Here is a 22,195-nt window from a genome sequence, read left to right as displayed (position 1 = left end):
CTCACTGATCTGGGGTTTGGTATGCAGAGGCCGGATGTTTGTCCGGCCTCCGGGTTCCGGGCTTAGCTCGCCAATTCCGCGTCGGAGGCTGCGATCAATGCTTCGCGCTCTTCCTCGGATTGCATGATGCCAAACTCCATCAGCATCTCTTCCAGCTCGTCCATCGTGACCGGGGTCGGGATCACGCCCTTGCCGGAGTTCTCGTGGATCTTGCGCGCCAACTGACGGTATTCCTCGGCCTGCTGGCTTTCGGGTGCATATTGCAGCACCGTCTGGCGACGCAGTTCCGCGTGTTGCACGATGTTGTCGCGCGGCACGAAGTGGATCAGCTTGGAGCCGAGTTTCGCGGCCATCGCTTCGGCCAGTTCCAACTCTTTGTCGGTCTGGCGCTCGTTACAGATCAGGCCACCAAGACGCACGCCGCCGGAGTTGGCGTATTTCAGAATACCCTTGGAGATGTTGTTGGCGGCATAGAGCGCCATCATCTCGCCAGACATCACGATGTAGATTTCCTGGGCCTTGTTTTCGCGGATTGGCATCGCAAAGCCGCCGCAGACCACGTCGCCCAGAACATCGTAGGACACGTAGTCCACGTCTTCGTAGGCGCCGTTTTCTTCCAGGAAGTTGATAGCGGTGATAACGCCACGGCCGGCACAGCCGACGCCCGGCTCGGGGCCACCGGACTCGACGCACTTGATGTCCGAGTACCCGATCTTGAGCACGTCTTCGAGCTCAAGATCCTCCACGGAGCCCATTTCGGCTGCCATGTGCAGCACGGTATCCTGCGCCTTGGAGTTCAGGATCAGACGTGTGGAGTCTGCCTTGGGGTCACAGCCGACGATCAGGATCTTCTGCTGCAACTCGACGAGAGCGGCGAGAGTGTTCTGGGACGTCGTCGATTTGCCGATCCCCCCCTTGCCGTAAAACGCGATCTGACGAAGTTCGCTCATTTGATAATTCCTCTATGTCTCTTTGTTCGCTCAAAGTTGAGACGGTGCGCGACCGCGCTCGGGAAGTATCCAGCAGCAAGCGTGCCAAGCGGTGCTTCCAAGGAAAATTCTCAAATATCATTTTAAAACAAATGGTTATGGTGATATTGGCTTTTGGGGCTTTGGTGACAAAAGCCGACAGAATGTAGCGCAGGAGTTTGTCCGTCTGTTTTGCAGGTCTGTTTGATGCATGCCTTTTGCCAGGCCCCGTCTTGTCCGCGTGGTGTGCGGCCGCGCTGCGATCCACCATGCAGTCACGTTCGCGGATCGCCGCCCCAAAACGAAAAACGCCCCGCCGGTGGGGCGGGGCGCGGCACTCGATAATGAAACCTGGTCACTCAGCGGCAACGGCCTGCGTCAGGTACGCCAGAATGGTCTCGGGGCTAGAGACCCTGTAGGGATCATCCGGGCAGTTGTCCATCAGGCCCGGTTCTTCGAACCACGCTTCGATCACCCCGTCATTGACGATCGCCGCATAGCGCCAGGACCGCAGGCCAAAGCCGAGGTTGTCCTTGCGCACAAGCATACCCATCTTGCGCGTGAACTCGCCGGAGCCATCCGGGATGACCTTCACGTTTTCTATTCCCTGCGCTTTCGCCCACTGGTTCATGACGAAACTGTCGTTGACGGAGAGGCAGTAGATCTCGTCAATCCCGTTCTCGGCGAATGTCGCGGCGTTCTTCTCGAACCCGGGCAGTTGATAGGTCGAACAGGTTGGTGTGAACGCACCAGGCAATGAAAACAGGACAACGCGTTTGCCGGCAAAGTAATCCTTGGTGGTCATGTCCTGCCAGCGGAACGGATTTGGTCCATCGATGCTGTCATCGCGCACACGTGTCTGAAACGTGACATCGGGCAAGGGGGTGTTGGTTTTCATGAGGCAATGTCCTTTCGGTCGTGGAGAACAACAGGGGTCAGAAAGACCCGCCCGGCGTTCCGGGGAAACGAATGATCACGTCTTCGTCGCGGGCAATGAACTGGCAGGCCAGGCGATACCGGGGCGGCAGATCGTTGACTTCCGCGTTTTCGATCTCTTCCGGTGTGATCTTCTGAAGCTCCTTCAGACGCGCTTTTTCCTTTTCGGTCAGCGACATGCCCATCTTCGGCTTGTCCTCGAGAGACTTGACCTCGATCAGGCAGGAGCCGCAGTTACCGTCACCGCATTCGAAAGGGATTGGGATTTGATGCTCGTCGGCCAGCGCCAGAATGGTCTTGGTGTTGCCAGCCACTGCGTAGACCGTCTTGTCGCGATGCATGGTCGGAGATTGGAAAGTGATGTTAGCCATGGTCGGTCCCTTGTGTTGAGGATTTCAGCGTGCCGCGCGGGGGGCAGCAGCATCTGCGCAGCAACGTCCATGCCAAAACCACGCGCGGCCTAGTGTCCGAAATCGGACACTGTTTTGTCCGGTGTCGGGCGGCAGTGGCGCATATCGCGGCGCGCGGGCAGTTGGATGACCTTCATCTGCTCTGCAAGGTCCGGGGTCTCGAAATTCAGCCGCATCGCCATGTCTGGCGTGACAAGCAGCGTTCCGTCACCCGTGATTAACAGTGCGCTGGCAACCTGCATGTCAGCCGCGACCTGCGCCCAAGCCGCCTGACCGGCCACGCTCAAGGCTGTGGCCGCCGCATCGGCCCGGGCGCCATTAGTGTGCAATACGGATGCGGAAACGATGTTCTGGACCGGGTACCCGGTTCGCGGATCGATGATATGGGCGAACCGGGTCGGCGCGGTTTCAAAGTACCGTTCGTAGTTGCCGGAGGTGTAGAGCACCTCTCCGGGATCGAGCGCGATCGACGCCACGGCCCCCCAGACGAACGGATCGCGAATGGCGACCGTCCAGTTGCGTTCGCCGTGCGTGCCGATGACATTCACATCCCCCCCGGCGTTCAGTACGGCATTTTCGATACCGTGTGCTGCCAGCGTCTTCTCGGCCATGTCCAGCGCAGCCCCTTTGCCAAAGCCGCCAAGATCAAGTTGCAGCGCCGGGTTTTGAGAGGATACAGAGGCACTTCTGATCTGGAGGTCGGCTATGCTCGGGGCGGCCTCGCGCAGGGCATCTATCTTCTTTGCATCAGGCGGTGCCGCTTGCGTGTTGGCATCATCATGGAAGCCCCATAGCGCGATAAGCTGCCCGATACCGGGCTCGAACAGGCCGCCGCTTTCGCACGACAACTGCTTCGCGTGGGAAAGGACGCTTGCAAGGTCCGGGCTGACAACTGTGGTTTGCCCCAGCGCCAGCCGGTCGTTCACGGTTTCAAGAGCGCCCGGCTGCCAAGCGTGCCAGTCGTTGTGCAGGGTTTGCAACATCTGCCCGGTGGCCGCTGTTGCACGCTGTGCCCGGTCGCGGTCCGCATCGCGGATCACGATTTCCAGCAAGGTGCCGAACACGAAAACCGTTTCACGCCATTCCGGCGTTGCCCGGTGCGACCGTGCGACGCCGACCAGAGCCATCAGCACCACAACTGCAACGACCACCGAAAGGAGTGGCAAGCGCCTGTCCGTCATTCCGGCGCGTCCAGTTTGATGCGCGCCCACAAGAGGCCGCGTCGCTCTGCCAGCCACAGCGGCAGGAATGACAGGCCAAAGGCCGCACCCGCGAAAGCGGATGACGCCACCACGGGCAGCGCCAGCATGGAGGTAATCCAGATTGCGCCAACCAACACCGTCGCCGGCAGAAGAAAGGCAAGGCACGCAGCCTTGATGAAATCCGCAGCTGGCAGCGACACGTCAATGTCCTGCCCGGATTGCAACGGGGCGTCGCACCGAAACGTCAAAGGTGTCGGACGGCTCTTGAGTATCTCGGCAAGGGCGCTGGTGCCGCATCCGGCCCGCGCGGCGCAGGCCCCGCATCCGGGGGCCGGATCTACCTCGACCTGCACCCGGCCGTTGGCGGCATGCACGACCCGCCCGCGTTGCTTCATGCGGCGCGGGTGTTCAGGGGGGTGTGCAGCGCGGTCCATCATGCCTCCGCGGGAATGATGCAATCGACCTCCATGCAGACTTCGAGGCATTGCGGCATGTCATGATCCGGTTCGCATTCGGTGCAGACGGCGGCATTGATGAAGAACAGTCCTTTCTTGGGTACGATGGCGCCGGTCGGGCAAACGGGTTCGCAATCACCGCAAGCGGTACAGAGGTCGGGAACGATAAACATGGCCATGGTCAGGTCCTTTCTGGTTGAGGGTGCACCGGCAGCAGACCGGCGATGGGGGTCTTGTTCACCCCGGGCGTACGGTGACGGCGCCGCCCAGAATTTGGCATTGGCAGGCCAGGCGATCCTGGCGACCGGCAAGGTTTTCCTTCAGAACGCGCAATTCGAGCGCTGAGGGGTCAGACAGGTTCTCGGCCCCGTCGACCACATGGGTCAGACACGTGCCGCATTCGCCGGCGCGGCAGCCATAGGTGATGCCGGCGCCGATCTTCTCCGAAATCTCGATGATGCGGGTGCCTTCGGGCACATTGACGGTCATCGCCACGTCTTCGAATGTCAGTTTTCCAACAGGCATGGGTGTCTCCTTTTCCTAGGGCTCATTTGGCAAAGAGCTCCGACATGTCGATCTCGCGCGGGGTGGTGCGCCCGGTCAGATGCAGCGCCAGTTGCTTGCCAAAGTCGCGACAGGCGTTCTGTTCGTCGGCGCGCGGGTGCAACTTGATCCGCAGCCCCGGCTCCGGGACACGCATCTTCAGACCCTGCAAGCGGTTCTCCACCATCGAGACGGCCTCGCCGGACCAGCCGAACGATCCGAACGCCGCGCCGACCTTTCCCTTGGTGTCGATGTCCACAAGGCTGGACAGCAGGTCCCACACAGTGCGGACCGCGTCGCCATTGATCGTGGGGGTGCCGATCGCGATGCCGTCCGCTTCTTCGATCAGGTTGACGAATGGCAGGACTTCCCCGCCTTGCAGGTCGAACATGGATACGCGCACATCTGCCACATCGGATGCGCCTGCGCAGATCGCCTGCGCCATCTGTTCGGTCGCGCCGTATGCGCTGACATAAAAGATGAGCAAGGTCTTTTCCGCGCCCGTTTCGCTGGCGAGCCGAGGCGTCACAAGGCGGCGGTAGTGTTGGATATACGCCTCCGGGTGGGAGCGCAGGACCGGTCCGTGACCGGGCGCGATGATCCGCGCCCCAAGCGGTTCGATCTTGTCGAGCGCTTCGATCACGTAGGGGCGAAACGGCCGCATGATGTGGTCGAAATAGTACTCGAACGAAAACCGGAAGTCGCCGACGGCATCGTTGAACAGCCGCCCGTCGCAATAGTGGCAACCGAGGAAATCGCAGGTGAACAGCACCTGTTCCTCTTCGACATAGGTGCATTGGGTGTCGGGCCAGTGCACATAGGGCGTGGTCAGGAACCGCAGCGAACGATCGCCAAGCGACACGGTTTCACCGCAGCTGACCGCTTGCACATCGAACCTGTCGAAATCGTCCTTCAAGAGGGCCCGCAACACCAGAAGTCCACGCGTCGAGACGTGAATACGCAGATGCGGTGCCCGCTCAAGCAGCGCGGTGACCGCGCCGGTATGGTCCGGCTCCAGGTGGTTGAGCACGAGTGTCGTGATCTCTTCGTAGCGCGCGACCTGTTCGAGTTTTTCCAGAAAGTCGGCGATGAACGGTTCCTTCACCGTGTCGATAACGGCAACGCCCTTCGATCCGCGCACGACGTAGGAGTTATAGCTCGTCCCGTTGGCGGTCTTGAGGATGATGTCAAAGCTGCGCAGCGTTGGGTCAAGTGCGCCGATCCACGTGATCCTGTCCGTGACCGACACGGGCCCCGTGCCGTCGATGCATGGGGCCAAGGGGGCAGCACCCGGGATGTCATTGGCGTCAGGCACGCGGCGGCTCTCCGTCTCAGGCTCACTTCTTGGCATGATCCAGCAAGGAGCGTGCCAAGCTGCGAATTCGAGTAACTCGCAGGCTTCGAAGGGCAGGCGCGCCGTGTGACGGACAAATTGTAGGTTTCGTAACATTGACCGGGGTCCCTGCGCGAAGCCGCCGCCCGACCAGGGGCAAGGCGTTGGGGCAGAAGACCCGTTCGGGCTTGGCACGATGCTTGCTGAACCCTCCCGAGAGCCGCTTCCTGCGGCACTTTCGGAAAGGGTCTGACATGCAAGATTTCTTTGCCATCCTGTTGGGGACCGCCTTGGTCAACAACGTGGTACTGGTGAAGTTTCTCGGCCTTTGCCCGTTCATGGGCGTGTCGCGCAAAGTGGACGCTGCCGTTGGTATGGGTCTTGCCACCACCTTCGTGCTGACACTTGCAGCGGCGTCCGGCTGGGCGGTGGAGTGGTTTATCCTCGCGCCTTTCGGCCTCGAATTCCTGCGTATCCTGAGCTTCATTCTGGTGATCGCCGCAATCGTGCAATTCACCGAAACCGTGATGCGGAAGATCTCACCACAGCTGTACCGGGCGCTCGGAATCTTCCTTCCGCTCATTACCACCAACTGCGCCGTGCTCGGCGTTGCGCTTCTGAACATTCAGGAGGGCCACAACTTTGCGCAGAGCGTTCTGTACGGGTTTGGCTCTGCGCTCGGGTTTTCGGTTGTCCTCGTCATCTTTGCGGGTCTGCGCGAGCAGATGGCGCAACTCGCCGTGCCGTCCGCGTTTGCGGGCGCACCCATCGCTTTCATCGTCGCCGGTCTCTTGTCCATGGGGTTCATGGGCTTTGCCGGTCTGGTCCCCAACTGAACCGGAGCACTTGATCAGATGCTGACCGCTGCTTTGTCCATGTCTGCCCTCGGTGTGGGGCTTGGTGCGCTGCTTGGCGTGGCGGCCAAGCGATTTTACGTCGAAACGCCCCCAATCGTGGACGAGATCGAACAAATGCTGCCGGGAACCAACTGTGGGCAATGCAGTTTTCCCGGATGTCGTGGCGCGGCAGAGGCTTTGGCCGAGGGCAGTGCGCCTGTCACCTTGTGTCCGCCGGGGGGGCGCGACCTTGCCATCGAACTTGCCGAAGTCGTCGGCGCGGGCGAGGTCCCGACAGGAGCGTTGTCGGGGATGGAAGATACCGCGCCGCTTGTGGCCTTTATCTTCGAGGATCACTGCACCGGCTGCACCAAGTGTTTCAAGCGCTGTCCCACGGACGCGATCGTCGGAGCGGCCAAGCAGATCCACACTGTCGTGACAGACGCCTGTATCGGCTGCGATGCCTGCGTCGCGGTTTGTCCGACCGAAGCGATCCTGCTGCGCGAGAAGCCGCGCAGCCTGGCAAACTGGTACTGGGAAAAGCCCGACCTCAGTCATGCGTCCGAGTTGATGAGGCGCGCGACATGAGCATTTCCCTGGCCCATCTGCTGAAACCGCGCGGTCTGTTTGCCCTGAAGGGCGGGGTGCATCCGCAAGGACGCAAGTTCCTGACCGCGGATGCGCCTGTGCAGACCATGCCGCTGCCAAGCCTGATCCGGTTGCCCTTGCGCCAGCATATCGGCGCGCAGGCCGAACCTCTGGTGAACCGCGGCGATGATGTTCTCAAGGGCCAGTTGGTTGCCAAGGCGCGCGGACCCATTTCCGCCAATGTGCATGCCCCGACGTCTGGACGGGTGCTTGCCGTTGGTCATTTCACCGCGCCGCATCCGTCGGGACTTCCGGTGCCGACAATAACCATCCGCCCGGATGGAGAGGATCGGTGGGGCCCGCGTTTGCCCGCCCTGCATCCCGAGGATGCCACCCCCGAAGACATCGCGCGTCGGGCGGCGGATGCGGGGATAGTCGGCATGGGCGGTGCCGGATTTCCGGCTGCCGTCAAGCTGAACCTCGGAAAGAAGTACGACCTGGACCTGCTGATCATCAATTGCGCGGAATGCGAACCCTATCTGACCTGCGACGACCGCCTGATCCGCGAGCACGCCGAAGAGGTTGCCGATGGCGCTGCGATCATGGCCAAGGCGCTGGGTGTTTCGCGGATCGTGGTCGGGATCGAGGCGAACAAGCCCGAAGCGATTTCGGCGATTTCACAGTTTACGCACCGATTGGGTTTCCAGATTGAGGTGCAGGTGTTGCCGACCCAGTACCCGATGGGGTCTGGCAATCATCTGGTCAAGGCGATCACCGGGCGCGAGACACCCGCGCGCGCCTTGTCGGCAGAGCTGGGCGTGATCGTCCATAACGCCGCCACGGCCCATGCCGTCCACCTGGCCATGCGGTACGGCGAGCCGTCGCTGTCGCGGATCGTGACCATCTCGGGCCGGGGTGTGAAGGCGCCGGCGAACCTGCGTGTGTTGATCGGCACGCCCTTGAACGAAGTGCTCGACCACTGCGGAGGGCTGACCGGGGCCGAAGAACAGCTGCTTCTGGGCGGCCCGATGATGGGCCAGCCGATCCGGTCTCTGCGCGTTCCGGTGATCAAGAGCACCAGCGGTGTTCTGGCCCTGACCAAATCCGAACTGCGCCGTGCCGAGGCCAAGCCCTGCATCCGCTGCGGGTCCTGTGTACGGGCGTGCCCGAGCGGTCTGGCACCGTTCGAGATGAACGCGCGCATCCAGTCCGACGACCTCGAAGGGGCCTCGGAGATCGGATTGCTCGACTGTATTTCCTGTGGGTGCTGCACCTTTGCCTGCCCCTCGAACATCCCCCTTGTGCAAGGGTTCAGTTTCGCAAAAGGCAAGCTTGCCGAAAAGCAAAGCCAGGCGCACCAGCGGGAGGAAACAAAGCGCCTCGCCGCGGCACGCACAGCGCGGGAAGAAGCGATTGCCGAGGCCAAACGCGCCGCAATGGCCAAGCGCAAAGCGATGATGGCAGAGAAAAAACGCAAGGAAGCCGAGGCGAAAGCCGCCGAGGACGCAGCCGCACAGCCAGCGGAGGCGGCAGACCAATGACCCATCACACCGTCAGAGCCGCCCCCTACACCCATTCGATGTTCACGGTCTCGCGCACGATGATCGCGGTGATGACGTGTCTTTTCCCCGCGACGGCCTTCGGCATCGTTCTGTTTGGCTGGCCCGCCTTGTTCCTGTTCGCCGTCACGGTCGTCACGGCGGTTCTGGTCGAGGCTCTGTGCCTCTATCTGACCGGCAGGGCGGTTCTGCATTTTGCGACCGATGGGTCAGCGTTCCTGACCGGATGGCTCGTGGCCATGACGCTGCCGCCCTGGGCACCGTGGTGGGTCGGGGCCTTGGGTGCGGCAATTGCCATCATTCTGGGCAAGCATGTTTTTGGCGGTCTGGGTCAGAACCTGTTCAACCCGGCAATGGTTGCACGTGCGGTTCTGCTTGTGGCCTTGCCGGTGCAGATGACCACCTGGGTAGCCCCCGTCGGGGTGAGCGAGACACCGGGTTTTGTCGAGGCACTCGACATCACCTTCGGAGGGTACATCCCGCCGGATGCGATCAGTGGCGCCACCATCCTGAGCGAGGTGCAAAGCATACTGCATTCCGAAAACGGGATGGACCCAAGCGTTTTGAGCGCGGAGGTGTTGCGCACACAGTTTTTCGGGCGCGTGTCAGGCAGCCTTGGTGAAACCAGCGCTGTTCTTCTTGGTCTGGGGGGGCTTGGGCTGATCCTGTTGCGGATCATCACGGTGTCGGTACCTTTGGCTGTCATGGGCACTGTCGCGGTCCTGTCGGCAATCGCGCATGTCTTGGATCCTGCCCATTACCCGCCGCCGCTCTTTCACATCGCCACCGGATCGGTCGTCTTTTGCGCGTTCTTTATCGCGACGGACTATGTGACCGCGCCCATGACGGCGCTTGGCAAAACGCTTTACGGCATGGGGATTGGTGCGCTGATCTTCGTTATTCGGACTTGGGGTGCATTCCCAGAAGGCGTTGCTTTTGCGGTGCTGCTGATGAATGCCTGCGTACCGTTGATCGACAAGTACACGCGTCCGCGTGTCTTCGGGCGCACACGCGCGGGCGATCCGCTTCCGCTGGAGGACCGGCCATGACCCTCTCCGGCGCGAGACTGTGGTTTGAAACGTCGCCGCTCCGCCATGGGCTGTTGCTTGGCCTCTTTGCGCTCTCCGCAGCCGTCATTTTGTCAGCCAGTCACTCCATGACGGCGGCAACCATAGCCCTGCGCCTGTCCGAAGACCGCATGGCATCTCTGCGGCAGGTCATCCCGGAGGCACTGCACGACAATGACGTCTCGGCCACGGTGCTGGAGGTCGACGACCTCCATGAAGGGCTTGTCGTTTTCCACGTGGCAACGCTTGAAGAAGAGGTGAGCGCCATTGCGGTGGAGGTGACGTCGTTTGGATATGCGGGCGGGATCAACGTCTTGATCGGCGTGTCCGCAGACGGCACCGTTCTTGGCGCACGCGTGCTGTCACACGCCGAAACGCCCGGCCTCGGGGACAAGATCGAGCGACGCAAGAGCGACTGGATTGACAGTTTCGCCGGAACTTCGCTCCGCAATCCGGCGCCGGAGGGCTGGGGGGTGAAGAAGGACGGTGGTGTGTTCGACCAGTTCTCGGGTGCGAGCATCACGCCGCGCGCGGTCGTGCAGGCCGTTGAGCGCGGGCTTCACCTGTTCGAACGCAACCGCACCGACATCCTGAACGCTTTCTCTCCGGAGGGTCGCACATGACCAGCTACCGAAAAATCGCGCGGGACGGCATATGGGACAACAACGTCGTTTTCGGGCAGTTCCTTGCCCTTTGTCCGCTGTTGGCTGTCACCGGCACCGCCACCAACGGGCTGGGTATGGGGCTGGCCTCCACCGGCGTAATGGTTGCCTCGGGGGCGGCCGTTTCGCTCGCCCGCCCGTTGATCACGCCCGAAATCCGCATTCCCGCGTTTGTGCTGATCATTGCGACCCTTGTCACCATCGTGGACCTGGCCCTCAACGCATGGGCGCACGAGTTGCACAAGGTGCTGGGGCTTTTCATTCCGCTGATCGTCACCAACTGCGCCATTCTTGGCCGGGCCGAGGCATTTGCCTCGCGTCAGGGGCCGATCCCGGCTGCCTTTGACGGGTTGATGATGGGCGCTGGATTTACCATTGCGCTGGTGCTCCTTGGGGGGATCCGCGAAATTTTGGGGGCCGGGACGCTTTTTGCGGATGCAGATATCCTGCTTGGCCCGCGCTTCGCTTTCCTGGAAATGACGGTCTTTCCGAACTACCCCGGTTTCCTGCTTTTGATCCTGCCGCCCGGCGGTTTCATCGTGCTGGGCTTTCTGTTGGCTGCCAAGGCCCGGATTGACCAGCATATGCGCGACGACCAGCAGCCAACCGAAACCGGCGCACGCCCCCGTGCATTCACGGCCGCCGGCGTACTGAGCCCGTCCGAAAAGCAGGGAGAGGTGTCATGAATGTCGGTATCGCCTACGCGCGCCCGAACGCACAGGTCTGGAAGAACATCGAAATTCCGGATGGCGCAACGGTCATGGACGTGATCGAGGCCTCAGGCCTCCTGAACGATTTCCCCGAGATCGACGTCGGTGCGAACAAGGTCGGCATTTTCGGCACGATCGCAAAACTGGACAAACCCGTGAAAGACGGGGATCGGGTCGAGATCTACCGCCCGATCCACCCGGATGCGGAGCTTCTGGAGAAACGAACATGATGTACGCGCGTCGAAACTTCCTGTTGGGGGCCTCGGCCAGTGCCGCTGCGCTCATCCTGACCCCCAGAACCTCGCAAGCGCTCGTCCTTGGCGCGGGTCCTGCCGGTGCGGCAGCCGCGCTGTCGATGGCGCGCTCACGCCCGGATGTGAGTGTTGTGCTGATCGAACGCGATCCCACACGGCTCAATCCTGCCATGCCGCGAGCGGGGCAGTTGCGCCGCGTGGATACGAACATACAGCTTGATGACTTGAAAGGTGCGGGTGTTTCCGTCCTGCTGGACGAGGCGACCGGGATCGACTGGCGTGCGAAAAGGCTGGACCTGCTTTCGGGTCGGACCCTCGCGTTTGACAGGATCTGTCTTGCCCCGGGCGGGGAAGCCGTCGCCGAAGACATCACCGGTCTTGATGCCCGCGCCAGACATTTGTGGCCTGCCGCATGGGGACATGCGCGCGAGGCGCACAGGTTGAGCGCGCAACTGGCCCGAATGGCTCGCGACGGTCACGTGGTGTTGCGTCTTCCGGGAGAGGTCAGCCACCCGGATGTCGCCTTTGACCGAGCGGTCTGGCTGGCCCGGTTCGGTGCGCGGCTGACGGTTCTGGACGGCGGCTGTCATACAGCCCTGAAACATGCCGTTCTCAGAAACACTGCCGGACGTGCGGTCGATTGGCATGTCGAAGGCCGTGGTGGCCGTGTCCTTGCCGTGGATGCATCGACCGGAGCGATCACGACCGATGCCGGGCAGCTGCGCGCCGATGTGGTCAACTTCGTACCGCAGCAAGGTGCGGGAAGGATTGCGCGGGTATCCGGGCTCACCGACGTGACGGGATGGTGCCCTGTGGACGCGCAAGCGCGGTCGCTTCTGCGACCTGAAGTTACCCTTCTGGGCGATGCGCAAACACGTGCTCGGCGCACGGCTGTGCACGCTATGCGGACCGCCGAAGAGATCCGTTGGGGCTAGGGCCGAGGCGCTCGGGTCAAACGGCCGCAAGAACCGCGTAACGTACCGCGGGTGAGATCCGCGCCGTGCCAGCCGATCAGGACGGCGGGGGCGGTTCAGGAGCCATCGCGACCACAGAACTGCTGTTGTCGAACCAGCCCCCCACTAAGCGCCGCCCCGAAACAGAGAGAATCCCCAAGGCGTGAACTTGAAAGGCAGGTGGAAGTGTTCCGACACGCGGTCGATACCGAACCGGAAGACCGGTTCGGTAAGGAATGGCGGGTCGGGGAGCGGCAGGTCGGAGGCTTGATAGAACGCGGCCACCTTGAACGTTACTTCGTAAACACCTGAGGTCACGCCAAACCCGTCTGACACGGAATGCACGAAATGACCATTCTCCGCACAGTGGCCTTGCGCGATGATACCGTCATCGGGGTCTATCCGGCGTAAGACAATGCCAAGTCCCGCGGCCGGAACGCCCCGCGCGACATCGACCGCGTGAATGGAGATGCCCCCGGCTCCGTGCGGTTTGCTGGTCATGAGCCCAACTCGAATTCCGGGCCACCGTAGGTCGTCTCAATACACAGCTTTCCGGCGGCAATGTCAGTGGCAAGAGCCTGTATATCCTGCCTGACCGATGCATCGACATCCGGCGCGAAGGTCAGATCGACCGCGTCTTCCGCAAGGCCAAGGGTGAATACGTCGGCCGGGCTCGGTCCCGCGCGCATGTCGCCTACCGCACGCTCTACGCCAAGGTCAATGCGGGCGACAGCAGAGCCAATGAAGATTTCGGGGTCATGTGCACACCAGTCTCGCGCGTTTCCGATCTGGCGCATGCCGGTCGCGCGGCAGGCGGAGATTGCGCCTTCGCGCGCGGCGTTCAGCATCGTGAACAGAATGTCTGCCCCCTGATCCGCGATGGCGCGGGACCACAGCTCCGTGACGCCGCTGTCATCCTGCGTGCCGCAAAAGCCAGTGATCAGACGCACGTCCGGGTCGGCATGGGCGACGCCGGCGGCAAATGCGGCACGTCCTTTCAATCCCGGCACGACGCGGTGCCCGGACAGGTGCCCAACGATGCCCGTACGGGTCGCGCGTGCGGCGAGCACCCCGGCCAGAAACGCGGATTGCTCTTGCAGAACGTCATAGCTGGCGAGGTTCGGGCCGGTAACATTCCCCTGGACGACGGCAAATGCGCACTCGGCGAAAGCCGCTGCAGCCTGCGGCATGACCCTGTTGCCCTGTCCACCAATGAAAACCACCCCATCGGACCGGGCCGCAGCCATGTCGAGCGCGGCCACCATCGCATCCGTTTGGTAGGGCAGTCCGCTGACGATCTCGATCTCCGCACCATCCAGCGTCTGCATCCGCCTGACACCGTCAAGCGCACAGTGATTGAAGCCGTGGTCCTCAACGGCGCCGACAAAAATGGTTGCAATCTTCAAGTTGCCGCTCCTTGGGGTGGCGGCAGGCACCGGATAGCCCACCGCCCGGTGTCCATCAGCCGTTGACCTTCGCCGCCTTGATCAGCGGCTCCCATGTCGAAATCGTGCCCCCGACAAACGTGGTGAACGCGTCGCTTTCCATTGGGGTGTGCGCGATGCCGAACTGTGCAAGCTGCGCGACAACGGCCTCCAGTTGCATGATTTCCGCGACCGTGTCGTTGATGGTCGCAACCATCGCGGGGTCCATGCCTGCCGGTCCCGACAGCCCGGTCCAGTTTTCGATCACGATGTCATGGCCAAGTTCCCGAAAGGTCGGGATCTCGGGGAAGACATCGGAGCGTTCGGGCGCTGCGAGGGCGATTGGCTGGGTTTCGCCCTCGGTGATCAGGTCGCGATTAAGCGCAACCATGTCGTAGTAGGCCTCAAGAACACCGGCCCGGAAATCCTGAATGGCGGGCGCGCTGCCCTGATACGGCACGTGAATCTGCTCGATGCCCAGCTCGATGTCGACCGCTTTCCCAAGGATGTGGGTGATCGATCCAACCCCGGAGGATCCATAGGTGATGCCGTCCCCTTTCGCCTTGTCGATATAGGCCTCCAGCGATGTGATCCCGGAGGCGGGCTGGACGAACAGGGCGGGTGTCGACGCGCCCAGATACGCGATGTGGGTAAAGTCGCCCATTGGGTCATAGGGCAGGTCATCGAATTGCGTGGGTGCGATCGTGAAGGGGGCGTTGTTGCCAAGGATCAGGGTCGTGCCATCTGGCGCCTGCTGGGCCACGTAGTCGGCGGCAACCGTTCCCCCCGCGCCGGGCCGGTTGTCTACAACGGCCTTTTGCCCGTACTCGCTTTCGAAATACTGCGCCAGAACGCGCGCGATCAGGTCGCTTGTGCCGCCGGGCGGAAAGGTGACGACGATGCGCACCGGTTCATCGGTCCATTTTCCCGCACCAGCGTGGACCGGAGCAGCAAGGAGAAGGGCAGCAGTGCCAACGGTGAAGATGTGTTTCATTGTTTGGGATATCCCTTGTTGAAGGTCGGAGGTGTTAGTCTTCGGATGGAGTTGCTGCCGTCCGGTTGGCGCGCCGGGTTCGCAGCGCGGCATAGGTGGCGTAGGCAAGCAGCAGGACTGTAATCAGGATCAGCACCCCGCTGATCGGACGGGTTATGAAAACGGTCGGGTCGCCGCGCGACAGAAGCATGGCGCGCCGGAGTTGTTCTTCCATCATCGGGCCGAGGACGAAGCCGATCAGAAACGGTGCAGGTTCGAACCGAAACAGCCGCATCAGGTAACCCGCCCAGCCGAAAACAAGCGTCAGCCATACGTCGAAGACGTTGTTGTTGAGCGAATAGACCCCGACGCAGATCAACACGATGATCGTGGGATACATGTACTTGTAGGGAATTTTCAGCAGCCGGACCCACAGCCCGATCAACGGGATGTTGAGGATGAGCAGCAGGATGTTACCGATCAGGAAGCTGGCCACCAGCCCCCAGAAAAGGTCCGAATGCTCCACCAGCAAGCGCGGGCCCGGCACGATTCCGTACATCATCAGCGCCCCGATCACGAGCGCCATGGACGCGCTGCCGGGTACACCGAGCGTCAGGGTGGGGATGAAGGCGGTCTGCGTGGCCGAGTTGTTGGCCGCCTCGGGGACGGCGACGCCTTCTATCGCGCCGGTTCCAAAGGTAGCGCGGTTCGGGGAGACCTTTTTTTCAACCGCATATGCGACGGCGGACGCGACGGTCTGACCGGTGCCGGGCAGCGCGCCGAAGAAGCTTCCGATGCCCGCGCCCCTGAGAATCGGGGCAAACATCGCCTTCCATTGCGCGCGCGACGGATAGAACCGAGCGTAATCGATCTTGTTCTGGAAGGCGCCGGTGGCGTTTGCCCGGATCGACAGGATCAGTTCCCCAACCCCGAACAAACCCATTGCCACAATCACCAGGTGCACACCGTCCCGCATTTCGGGGATGCCCATTGTGAAGCGTTCCGCGCCCGTCGTTATATCGACCCCCACGGTTCCCAGCATGAGACCGGCGACGACCATCGTGATGCCCTTGATCGGATTGCCGTTCGATACGGCCGAGGCGGCAACCAACCCCAAAAGGATTACGGCGAAGTACTCGGTCGGTCCGAAGTTCAGGGCGAGTTCGGCAAGCCCCGGGGCCAGTATCGCCATGACGATCATGCCGATGATGCCGCCGCCGAAAGAGGCGATGGCGCTGGCGAAAAGGGCGATGCCCGCACGCCCGTCACGTGCCATCGGGTAGCCATCGATACAGGTGATCGACGACGAGGGCGTACCGGGGATGTTCATCAGGATCGACGCGATCGATCCGCCGTACTCCGCTCCATAGTAAACGCCCGCGATCATCACCAGCGCGGAGGTCGGCTCAAGGTAGAACGTCAGCGGCAGGATCATCGATATCGCCGCCATAGACCCGATGCCGGGCAGAACGCCGATGAAGGTGCCGAGGAAAACACCGATGAAGCAATAAAGCAGGTTCGATGGCTCCAATGCGACAAGCAACCCGTTTCCGAACCCGGCGAGGATGTCCATCAGAACCCTCCGAATGCGTCAAAGGGCAGGCCGATCAGGCCGATGAAGAGGGCCCAGCAACTCAGGGCCACGAGTGTGGCCAGCACCAGCTTGCCAAGAAACGGCAACGCCGGGTCGGGAAGGCTTGCGGTGATGGTGGTCAGGAACACTCCCGGGACCAGTCCGATCCGCCCCACGGTCAGCGCAAAAACGGCGAGGGCTGTCCCGATGGCCACGAACGAGATCCAGTCAGGACGCTCTGCATCCGAAGTATCACGCAGGTCAGCGGCGATGACCGCCAGGGACAGCACAGCCAGAATGAAGCCGGTGATCACCGGAAACGCGCCGGTTCCCAGCCGTCGGGGCGATCCCACGCCCAAATCATATCCGCCGACGATGAACACGATGCTCAGACAGAAAAGGCTGACACCTCCGAGCGCGCCGAGATAGGCATTGGGGGGGCGCGCAGACTCCTCGTTCCTATGGAGCCGTCTCAGGAAAGCTCTCATTGTACGCCACCTCGCTCGGTCAGGGGCGCGGCCGGGTCGCGCGCATCCGTCGAGAGGTCGATGAGCCGCGCCAGGCGCGCGCGCATGACCGATACAACTTCTTTGAGCGACCGCGTCAGTTCTTCATCGTGGTCGGTGCCCAGCCGTTGTTCGAACTGCGTAAGCACGTCCTCGATGTCCTTGTGCGCGTGCAGCGCAATGACGAACGGGTATCCGTGCCGCCGGACGTATCGCCTGTTCAGGTCCGACAGCCTGTCGGCAAGGTCCGGATCCGGGTCCAGCAGGCGTAGCCGTTGCTGTTCGCGTCGGGAGGCCGCCGTGATCGTTGCCGGGTCCGGTGGGGACAGTTCGGGATGGGCGCAGAGGAACTCAACTGCCTTGTCGCGCGAGAGGCTGTGGATTTCTGCCTCGAGCCAGGCAGCCAGGTCATCTCCGCCGCCGAAGGGCCTTGCAGCGGCGGCGCGGTGCGCAAGCCAAGCCGACCGCTCGACGATCCGGTCAATCATCGCCGCGGCCTGACTGGCGGTCGCCTTGTTGAGCGCGGCGATGGAAAAGGCAAGCGGTGCAGGCTCTGGCATATGGTCCCCCGGACAATGCGCAGAGCGCAGCGCTGCATGGCTATTGCCAACAATTTCAAAAAAACTCATGCTGCGTTCGCAAAAAGGCAACACCAATGGGAGTGATATGGCGCTGAACATCTTGCCCAGGACCTTGATCTACCTCGAAGCGGTCTCCCGTCTGGGGTCTATACAGGCGGCATCAAGAGCTCTGGGGATTGCTGCATCCGCGATTGATCGACAGATCATTGCACTTGAAGAGTCGTGCCAGACACCACTTTTTGAGCGCCATTCGCGAGGAATGCGGCTTACGTCTGCAGGCGAAGCGGTGGTGCTTCTGGCGCGGCGTTGGCGGGTGGACTCAGAACGGCTGGAGGAAGAGCTGCGCGCCATGCGCGGAGAACAGTTTGGCACGGTCAGACTGGGGGCAATGGACAGTCTCGCAAATTCGATACTGCCGGATTTCGTCAATGCCTTTTCGCTCCGGTATCCTCGGATCAAGTTCGCGATTGATATCACGACGCCGAAAGATGCAGCCCACGAACTGGAACTCGGCAGCATAGATCTGGCGCTTGCCTTCAACCTGCCGGCTGACCGCAAACGTCACGTGCTCTGGACGGCGCCGCTTCCGTTCGGATGCGTGGTCGGCACTGGTCATCCGCTATGGGGACGGCAGACTATCACGCTGAACAAGGTTGCCCGCCACCCGCTTGCGGCGCAAAGCCGGGCGCTTCCAGTACGTGAATACCTGGACAAACGACACGGCTGGTTGTTCGAGCCCGCTGAACCGGCTCTGGTGACCAATTCGCTTCAGTTCCTCAAGCAGACCTTGATTGGCGGGGCGTATGTCGCGATTACGTCGCAACTCGACGTGCTGCGTGAACTGGAGGACGGCACGCTCTGGTTTGTTCCCCTCACCGACAAGGGCTTGCAGCCTCAGACCATCAGCATCGCGGTGGATGCCCGCCGTCCTCTGTCCCGCGCAGCGCGCCTTGTTGGCGAGGCGCTTGCGGAAATGGTGCCCGAGCGACTGTCTCGCCTTGCTGTCCCATAGACGATTGTCAAACGGGACGGCCGGGCCGCATGCTGTTGCGCGCATACCGTGTGGTGCGGCTTGCGGGCCAGACTTCTACCGGCTGATATGATCCTGAACTGAGCAATCCGCTCAGCGCAAGGTTTGCACCAAATGGTCAGCGTGCGCGTGCAAACGATTTTGTGACCGATGGGCAGGTTCTAAAAATATTGCCAAATAAGGTTCAGTCCTGCACACTGAGCTCTGATTTTAAATGGTATTTTTTTATTCAAAGCATTTTGGCCCTTGGTTCTGGAGGTGGAATTGGGCTTGTTCAAACTCTTTTTCGTGGCCGTGGCTGCAAAGTTGTGTTTCGCATCACCGGTGTTCGCCAACGGGTGCGCGGGATTGATCCGCGATGTTGCCGAGGCACAGATCGGGCCCGCCCACATGGTCGTGCGGGACTCTCTCGCGTATCGCATGGATTGTGGCAACGGCTTGTCGTTGGCCAGCTTTCAACCGGAGGGCACGCGGGTCTGGCCGCTGTGGTGGACGCGCGAGGATGGTCAGAATTTCTCCATCGTTCTCACAGGTTCGGGAACAGTGATTGCATTGCCTGCGGACCGGCTGAAGCCAGTGGGCGAAGGCGTATTCCTGCAGGCTGCCGACTTGCAGGCGCAAGCGCTGTGCATCGGCCCGGAGTGTCCGTCAACACGGCAGGTCACCTCTGACTTGGGAGGGTTGCGCGGGTTTTCGGACGACACCATTCTGCGGCGCGTGGAGGAGGGGGCGTCGTCGCTTTGCCTGTCCGTCGCACGCGATGGCTCCGGAACTGCGGACAGCAGCCAGATTTGCCTGGAGCCGGCAACCGATCGCTACGCAGCGATCCTTGACGGCAGTGCGGTCCGTCTGCACTTGCCGGATGCCGCGCCGATGCATGGCACCCGCGCGATGGCAGTTCGATCCGCGCGGCGGTTGGTGGCACGTGTGGAAGCGGAAGAGCGGGCAAAATCAGACCCGCATGTGGCGAGTCGCGACTTTTCGCGCGCACTTCTTGGCTCGATCAGGCCCGAAACCGAACCCTTGCGGAAGTTGGGCACGGCGCTGCTGGCGTATGACGGAAGATGCGCACAGCGACCGTCAGCGGATCCCGAGCTTTTGGCGGTGCTCGACCCTTTTCTCGGCGCGCCAGCTCCAAGGGTCGAAACCCGAACCCGGTCACTTGCGCGTTTGCAAGAGGGGATGCCGACGCAGGCGACCATGGCGGCGGCGGCGACCATTGCAGCGCAGCAGACTGATGCGAGCCCGCCGACCGCGGAGGCGGTCGAGGACGAAACCGCCTCGATGGTCGCCGCGGGCCGCGGCGCGTCAAGCATGCAACACTTGACCCCGATTGTGGCTTGGACCCCGGGCGGGCAGCGCGCGGTACGCCACCTTGAAATGGATGTCGCCTGTGATCGCGAGCGCCGCCCTGTCGTGGCGTTGCGCACGCAGGTCCATCACCCCACGCTGGATATGACATTTTCGTTCGAGGCACGGCGCGTCGGTGAGGCCTATGGCGAGGATATCGGAACGCACTACACGTATTCGGCGGAACATGTGCAGACCGTAAGCCTTTTTGCGGGGTATGGTTTTGATCTGAAGACCGCGGCGGAGGTTCGGTTCTGGCACGCGCTGCTGACCGACTACACACTGCAGTTTCACGCCTTCCCCGACAGGATGAACGCACAGACACGCGAACGGCTCGCCATGCAGGTTGCCGCGCTGCTTCTTGAGAGTGTCGCGGACTACCATGCGCAACTGGAACCCTGGACCCGGCCTGTACCCGAGGTGGTGTTCGAATGAGGCGGGACCTGCCTGCGGACCGGAATGGGAGAAGATCGATGACCTTCGAAACGTTCAAACTTTGCCAGACACTGCGCTGGGCCTTCTCAGCGGGTGTGATTGTGGCGATTGGGCTCTTGGCGCCGCTGCCTGCTGCTGCCGAGCAGGACCGTCTGCCCACCTGCACCGACCTTTTCAATGCGGCCACCAATCGGGGGCAGGACCCGACCGATGCCGCAGGTAGCTCGATGGCGGAGTCCCTTTGGGGGCGGCTCTTCAAGGAAGAAGAGGACGACGATCCTGTCTTCGAGAGTGTCGAAGAAACCGAGGAATACCGGATGACGGTTCGGGCCGGAAATGCCCTTTTCGTCCGATGCGATCGGTCGGGCAACAAAGACGACCTCGTGAAGCTGGTCTACCATCCGGTCGGACTTGTCCTGCGGGCCGTATCGCAGTTCACGTACAACGACGAAAAACATGTTCTTGGTGAGACGGAGAACGGCCTGAGCCTGATCTTCCTTGCTGATGATCTGACCGTCATCGGGCCGGACGACGCATTCATCGTACATGACGACTTCGGAAACATGGCCTTGTGCATCGGTGGGAGCGTCACCCGCGCAGATCCGGAAAATCGCTGCGACCCGTTCCGGGCGCAAAGACCCAATCAACCGCGTATGGAGGGGAATGGCGGCTACCTGCACCTCAACGTTGCGCAGCATGATCTGGAACGGCGTCGCAAATGGCTGGAAATTTGGCTGTCGAAGGACAAACTCGAACGCACCTATCAACGAGGGGCCGCGTTCGAAGAGTTCTCGGAGCACAGGTCGCGCCGCTCCTTCTGCAAGGTGCTGGATCAGGCGCAACTCTATGAAAACGGAAATCGCCCCGGCGAGACGGTCGCCTATCGGGCCATCAGCTTCAGTCTGTGTGCAAGAACCAGTGGGGATGCCGCGCGTCCCGCCGAAGATCTGCTGCCGCCTGAGACTTGGGAACTTGCTCCGCGCCGGGTGCGGATCGTGACCCTCGAAGGGGCGCGCGAAGCCATGGAAACGCTGAACCTGTTGCGCGAGCGTGAGGTGCGCTTTCAAACGCTTGTCTTCCCGCGCGCCAGCGTTCTGTCGCTTGCGGTGCTCAAGGGCCAGCCTTCGCAGGACGTTGTTCAGGCCTTGGGTGGTGTCCGGCGTAAGACCTGCGATGCGAAGCTGGAGGAAAGCACGCTCAAGAAGATAGAGGGCTCTATTGGGGCAGGGGTCGAACTCGGCGTGTCTGCCAAGGTCGAATTCGGGATGGAAGACCTGCGAAAGCTGACCGAAGAGAACGGGCTCAACACCCTGTTCAACCGGACTGCCATCCTGATCGTTGAGCCGGAGCTGGAGCAGGAAAGCGCTGAGGTTTCCAGTCAGATCACCATCACCGATGTCACGATGGAGGGGGTCTGCTACGTCGATCCCGAAACAAAGGTCGAATATCAGAAACTGACAGAAATCCGGGTGGGCCACCCCGGCGCGATCGACGGTATTTTTCGCCTGCCAAGCAAAGAGCTGCGGGATGCGTACAAGAACGAAACGCAGGTCAGCGGCATACCCAACATCGACGAGCTTTACGGGGAACCCTCGCAAAGCGACCTGCGCACGTTTCTGGAAGAAGGCGTTTTCTGGGAAATCAAGGACCACAACGAGTACCTTTTGTGGCGCAACGCGCTGCGCAAGGCGCTCAGGCTCATCCCGAACGTTCATCAGGGTTTCCTGTTGCGGGATGATGACACGGACATTGCGGATGCAAGGCGTCTGGATCACTATGTCCAGACGTTGATGGCGGCGGTCTTTGTGAGTGACGTGACGGCGGCGCGCACGGTGGAGGATTTCTGA

Annotated in this window: 25 protein-coding genes; 11 read left to right on the top strand and 14 right to left on the bottom strand. The window is 61.7% G+C overall.

Annotated elements, in window-relative coordinates; genetic code table 11:
* Window positions 1-62 precede the first annotated feature (62 nt).
* From nifH to ACP15N_RS03720, 8 genes are all read right to left on the bottom strand, one after another.
* Entirely contained in the window at window positions 63-950 is an 888-nt protein-coding gene (nifH, locus tag ACP15N_RS03755) for a nitrogenase iron protein (protein ID WP_425090876.1), read from the bottom strand.
* 373 nt (window positions 951-1,323) lie between these two features.
* The gene (locus ACP15N_RS03750) at window positions 1,324-1,866 is read right to left on the bottom strand and encodes a peroxiredoxin (RefSeq protein ID WP_425090875.1); all 543 of its coding nucleotides are present in this window, start codon (window positions 1,864-1,866) and stop codon (window positions 1,324-1,326) included.
* 37 nt (window positions 1,867-1,903) lie between these two features.
* Window positions 1,904-2,275: a 2Fe-2S iron-sulfur cluster-binding protein gene (locus tag ACP15N_RS03745; protein ID WP_425090874.1), complete on the bottom strand. Its 372-nt coding sequence runs from the start codon at window positions 2,273-2,275 to the stop codon at window positions 1,904-1,906.
* An 89-nt stretch (window positions 2,276-2,364) separates the two neighbouring features.
* Window positions 2,365-3,495 carry an FAD:protein FMN transferase gene (locus tag ACP15N_RS03740; RefSeq protein ID WP_425090873.1) on the bottom strand — a complete coding sequence of 377 codons (1,131 nt, stop codon included), beginning with the start codon at window positions 3,493-3,495 and terminating at the stop codon, window positions 2,365-2,367.
* On the bottom strand, window positions 3,492-3,950 hold the full coding sequence (locus ACP15N_RS03735) for a SoxR reducing system RseC family protein (protein ID WP_425090872.1): 459 nt from the start codon (window positions 3,948-3,950) through the stop codon (window positions 3,492-3,494). The genes ACP15N_RS03740 and ACP15N_RS03735 overlap by 4 nt, the downstream gene beginning before the upstream one ends.
* Window positions 3,950-4,150 carry a 4Fe-4S binding protein gene (locus ACP15N_RS03730; protein WP_425090871.1) on the bottom strand — a complete coding sequence of 67 codons (201 nt, stop codon included), beginning with the start codon at window positions 4,148-4,150 and terminating at the stop codon, window positions 3,950-3,952. Before ACP15N_RS03730 ends, ACP15N_RS03735 begins: the two co-directional genes overlap by 1 nt.
* Window positions 4,151-4,208: 58 nt before the next feature.
* Window positions 4,209-4,496: a 2Fe-2S iron-sulfur cluster-binding protein gene (locus tag ACP15N_RS03725; RefSeq protein ID WP_425090870.1), complete on the bottom strand. Its 288-nt coding sequence runs from the start codon at window positions 4,494-4,496 to the stop codon at window positions 4,209-4,211.
* A 22-nt stretch (window positions 4,497-4,518) separates the two neighbouring features.
* Window positions 4,519-5,829, bottom strand: coding sequence for an FprA family A-type flavoprotein (locus tag ACP15N_RS03720; protein WP_425090869.1), 1,311 nt, complete (start codon window positions 5,827-5,829; stop codon window positions 4,519-4,521).
* Window positions 5,830-6,101: 272 nt separating this feature from the next.
* Here ACP15N_RS03720 and rsxA point away from each other — a divergent pair, with 272 nt between their 5' ends.
* Genes rsxA through ACP15N_RS03680 form a run of 8 tightly spaced genes read left to right on the top strand, consistent with a single transcriptional unit; the run spans window position 6,102 to window position 12,458 of the window.
* Window positions 6,102-6,683, top strand: a complete 582-nt coding sequence (rsxA, locus tag ACP15N_RS03715) for an electron transport complex subunit RsxA (protein ID WP_425090868.1) — start codon at window positions 6,102-6,104, stop codon at window positions 6,681-6,683.
* An 18-nt stretch (window positions 6,684-6,701) separates the two neighbouring features.
* On the top strand, window positions 6,702-7,271 hold the full coding sequence (locus tag ACP15N_RS03710) for an RnfABCDGE type electron transport complex subunit B (protein ID WP_425090867.1): 570 nt from the start codon (window positions 6,702-6,704) through the stop codon (window positions 7,269-7,271).
* Window positions 7,268-8,812: an electron transport complex subunit RsxC gene (rsxC, locus tag ACP15N_RS03705; protein ID WP_425090866.1), complete on the top strand. Its 1,545-nt coding sequence runs from the start codon at window positions 7,268-7,270 to the stop codon at window positions 8,810-8,812. The genes ACP15N_RS03710 and rsxC overlap by 4 nt, the downstream gene beginning before the upstream one ends.
* Entirely contained in the window at window positions 8,809-9,879 is a 1,071-nt protein-coding gene (locus ACP15N_RS03700) for an RnfABCDGE type electron transport complex subunit D (protein ID WP_425090865.1), read from the top strand. The genes rsxC and ACP15N_RS03700 overlap by 4 nt, the downstream gene beginning before the upstream one ends.
* On the top strand, window positions 9,876-10,520 hold the full coding sequence (gene rsxG, locus ACP15N_RS03695; protein ID WP_425090864.1) for an electron transport complex subunit RsxG: 645 nt from the start codon (window positions 9,876-9,878) through the stop codon (window positions 10,518-10,520). The genes ACP15N_RS03700 and rsxG overlap by 4 nt, the downstream gene beginning before the upstream one ends.
* Entirely contained in the window at window positions 10,517-11,245 is a 729-nt protein-coding gene (locus ACP15N_RS03690) for an electron transport complex subunit E (protein WP_425090863.1), read from the top strand. The genes rsxG and ACP15N_RS03690 overlap by 4 nt, the downstream gene beginning before the upstream one ends.
* Window positions 11,242-11,499 carry an RnfH family protein gene (locus ACP15N_RS03685; protein ID WP_425090862.1) on the top strand — a complete coding sequence of 86 codons (258 nt, stop codon included), beginning with the start codon at window positions 11,242-11,244 and terminating at the stop codon, window positions 11,497-11,499. The genes ACP15N_RS03690 and ACP15N_RS03685 overlap by 4 nt, the downstream gene beginning before the upstream one ends.
* Window positions 11,496-12,458, top strand: a complete 963-nt coding sequence (locus ACP15N_RS03680; protein ID WP_425090861.1) for an FAD-dependent oxidoreductase — start codon at window positions 11,496-11,498, stop codon at window positions 12,456-12,458. Before ACP15N_RS03685 ends, ACP15N_RS03680 begins: the two co-directional genes overlap by 4 nt.
* Window positions 12,459-12,602: 144 nt before the next feature.
* Here ACP15N_RS03680 and ACP15N_RS03675 read toward each other — a convergent pair whose 3' ends face one another.
* The 6 genes from ACP15N_RS03675 to ACP15N_RS03650 are packed head-to-tail and all read right to left on the bottom strand — an operon-like array spanning window position 12,603 to window position 17,512.
* Window positions 12,603-12,977: a hydroxyisourate hydrolase gene (locus ACP15N_RS03675; protein ID WP_425090860.1), complete on the bottom strand. Its 375-nt coding sequence runs from the start codon at window positions 12,975-12,977 to the stop codon at window positions 12,603-12,605.
* Window positions 12,974-13,882, bottom strand: a complete 909-nt coding sequence (locus ACP15N_RS03670; protein ID WP_425090859.1) for a BMP family ABC transporter substrate-binding protein — start codon at window positions 13,880-13,882, stop codon at window positions 12,974-12,976. The genes ACP15N_RS03675 and ACP15N_RS03670 overlap by 4 nt, the downstream gene beginning before the upstream one ends.
* A 55-nt stretch (window positions 13,883-13,937) precedes the next feature.
* Window positions 13,938-14,894, bottom strand: coding sequence for a Bug family tripartite tricarboxylate transporter substrate binding protein (locus tag ACP15N_RS03665; RefSeq protein WP_425090858.1), 957 nt, complete (start codon window positions 14,892-14,894; stop codon window positions 13,938-13,940).
* A 34-nt stretch (window positions 14,895-14,928) separates the two neighbouring features.
* A complete protein-coding gene (locus tag ACP15N_RS03660; RefSeq protein ID WP_425090857.1) occupies window positions 14,929-16,446 on the bottom strand; it encodes a tripartite tricarboxylate transporter permease in 1,518 nt (505 codons plus the stop codon).
* Entirely contained in the window at window positions 16,446-16,934 is a 489-nt protein-coding gene (locus tag ACP15N_RS03655) for a tripartite tricarboxylate transporter TctB family protein (protein ID WP_425090856.1), read from the bottom strand. The genes ACP15N_RS03660 and ACP15N_RS03655 overlap by 1 nt, the downstream gene beginning before the upstream one ends.
* Window positions 16,931-17,512, bottom strand: coding sequence for a 2-oxo-4-hydroxy-4-carboxy-5-ureidoimidazoline decarboxylase (locus tag ACP15N_RS03650; RefSeq protein WP_425090855.1), 582 nt, complete (start codon window positions 17,510-17,512; stop codon window positions 16,931-16,933). Before ACP15N_RS03650 ends, ACP15N_RS03655 begins: the two co-directional genes overlap by 4 nt.
* 67 nt (window positions 17,513-17,579) lie before the next feature.
* Here ACP15N_RS03650 and ACP15N_RS03645 point away from each other — a divergent pair, with 67 nt between their 5' ends.
* The 3 genes from ACP15N_RS03645 (at window position 17,580) to ACP15N_RS03635 (ending at window position 22,195) form a co-directional block, all read left to right on the top strand.
* Complete coding sequence (locus ACP15N_RS03645; RefSeq protein WP_425090854.1) at window positions 17,580-18,545, top strand: LysR family transcriptional regulator; 966 nt, start codon at window positions 17,580-17,582, stop codon at window positions 18,543-18,545.
* A gap of 288 nt (window positions 18,546-18,833) precedes the next feature.
* On the top strand, window positions 18,834-20,348 hold the full coding sequence (locus tag ACP15N_RS03640; RefSeq protein ID WP_425090853.1) for a hypothetical protein: 1,515 nt from the start codon (window positions 18,834-18,836) through the stop codon (window positions 20,346-20,348).
* Window positions 20,349-20,386: 38 nt separating this feature from the next.
* Window positions 20,387-22,195, top strand: a complete 1,809-nt coding sequence (locus tag ACP15N_RS03635) for a hypothetical protein (RefSeq protein ID WP_425090852.1) — start codon at window positions 20,387-20,389, stop codon at window positions 22,193-22,195.

The organism is Tropicimonas sp. S265A (assembly GCF_049800835.1).
Classification (GTDB): Bacteria; Pseudomonadota; Alphaproteobacteria; order Rhodobacterales; family Rhodobacteraceae; genus Dinoroseobacter.
This window is presented reverse-complemented; position numbering and strand designations above follow the sequence as displayed.

Coding starts and splice junctions, on each gene's coding strand:
- nifH (WP_425090876.1), bottom strand. CDS start 950: ATGAGCGAACTTCGTCAGATCGCGTTTTACGGCAAGGGGGGGATCGGC.
- ACP15N_RS03750 (WP_425090875.1), bottom strand. CDS start 1,866: ATGAAAACCAACACCCCCTTGCCCGATGTCACGTTTCAGACACGTGTG.
- ACP15N_RS03745 (WP_425090874.1), bottom strand. CDS start 2,275: ATGGCTAACATCACTTTCCAATCTCCGACCATGCATCGCGACAAGACG.
- ACP15N_RS03740 (WP_425090873.1), bottom strand. CDS start 3,495: ATGACGGACAGGCGCTTGCCACTCCTTTCGGTGGTCGTTGCAGTTGTG.
- ACP15N_RS03735 (WP_425090872.1), bottom strand. CDS start 3,950: ATGGACCGCGCTGCACACCCCCCTGAACACCCGCGCCGCATGAAGCAA.
- ACP15N_RS03730 (WP_425090871.1), bottom strand. CDS start 4,150: ATGGCCATGTTTATCGTTCCCGACCTCTGTACCGCTTGCGGTGATTGC.
- ACP15N_RS03725 (WP_425090870.1), bottom strand. CDS start 4,496: ATGCCTGTTGGAAAACTGACATTCGAAGACGTGGCGATGACCGTCAAT.
- rsxA (WP_425090868.1), top strand. CDS start 6,102: ATGCAAGATTTCTTTGCCATCCTGTTGGGGACCGCCTTGGTCAACAAC.
- ACP15N_RS03710 (WP_425090867.1), top strand. CDS start 6,702: ATGCTGACCGCTGCTTTGTCCATGTCTGCCCTCGGTGTGGGGCTTGGT.
- rsxC (WP_425090866.1), top strand. CDS start 7,268: ATGAGCATTTCCCTGGCCCATCTGCTGAAACCGCGCGGTCTGTTTGCC.
- ACP15N_RS03700 (WP_425090865.1), top strand. CDS start 8,809: ATGACCCATCACACCGTCAGAGCCGCCCCCTACACCCATTCGATGTTC.
- rsxG (WP_425090864.1), top strand. CDS start 9,876: ATGACCCTCTCCGGCGCGAGACTGTGGTTTGAAACGTCGCCGCTCCGC.
- ACP15N_RS03690 (WP_425090863.1), top strand. CDS start 10,517: ATGACCAGCTACCGAAAAATCGCGCGGGACGGCATATGGGACAACAAC.
- ACP15N_RS03685 (WP_425090862.1), top strand. CDS start 11,242: ATGAATGTCGGTATCGCCTACGCGCGCCCGAACGCACAGGTCTGGAAG.
- ACP15N_RS03680 (WP_425090861.1), top strand. CDS start 11,496: ATGATGTACGCGCGTCGAAACTTCCTGTTGGGGGCCTCGGCCAGTGCC.
- ACP15N_RS03675 (WP_425090860.1), bottom strand. CDS start 12,977: ATGACCAGCAAACCGCACGGAGCCGGGGGCATCTCCATTCACGCGGTC.
- ACP15N_RS03665 (WP_425090858.1), bottom strand. CDS start 14,894: ATGAAACACATCTTCACCGTTGGCACTGCTGCCCTTCTCCTTGCTGCT.
- ACP15N_RS03660 (WP_425090857.1), bottom strand. CDS start 16,446: ATGGACATCCTCGCCGGGTTCGGAAACGGGTTGCTTGTCGCATTGGAG.
- ACP15N_RS03655 (WP_425090856.1), bottom strand. CDS start 16,934: ATGAGAGCTTTCCTGAGACGGCTCCATAGGAACGAGGAGTCTGCGCGC.
- ACP15N_RS03650 (WP_425090855.1), bottom strand. CDS start 17,512: ATGCCAGAGCCTGCACCGCTTGCCTTTTCCATCGCCGCGCTCAACAAG.
- ACP15N_RS03645 (WP_425090854.1), top strand. CDS start 17,580: ATGCTGCGTTCGCAAAAAGGCAACACCAATGGGAGTGATATGGCGCTG.
- ACP15N_RS03635 (WP_425090852.1), top strand. CDS start 20,387: ATGACCTTCGAAACGTTCAAACTTTGCCAGACACTGCGCTGGGCCTTC.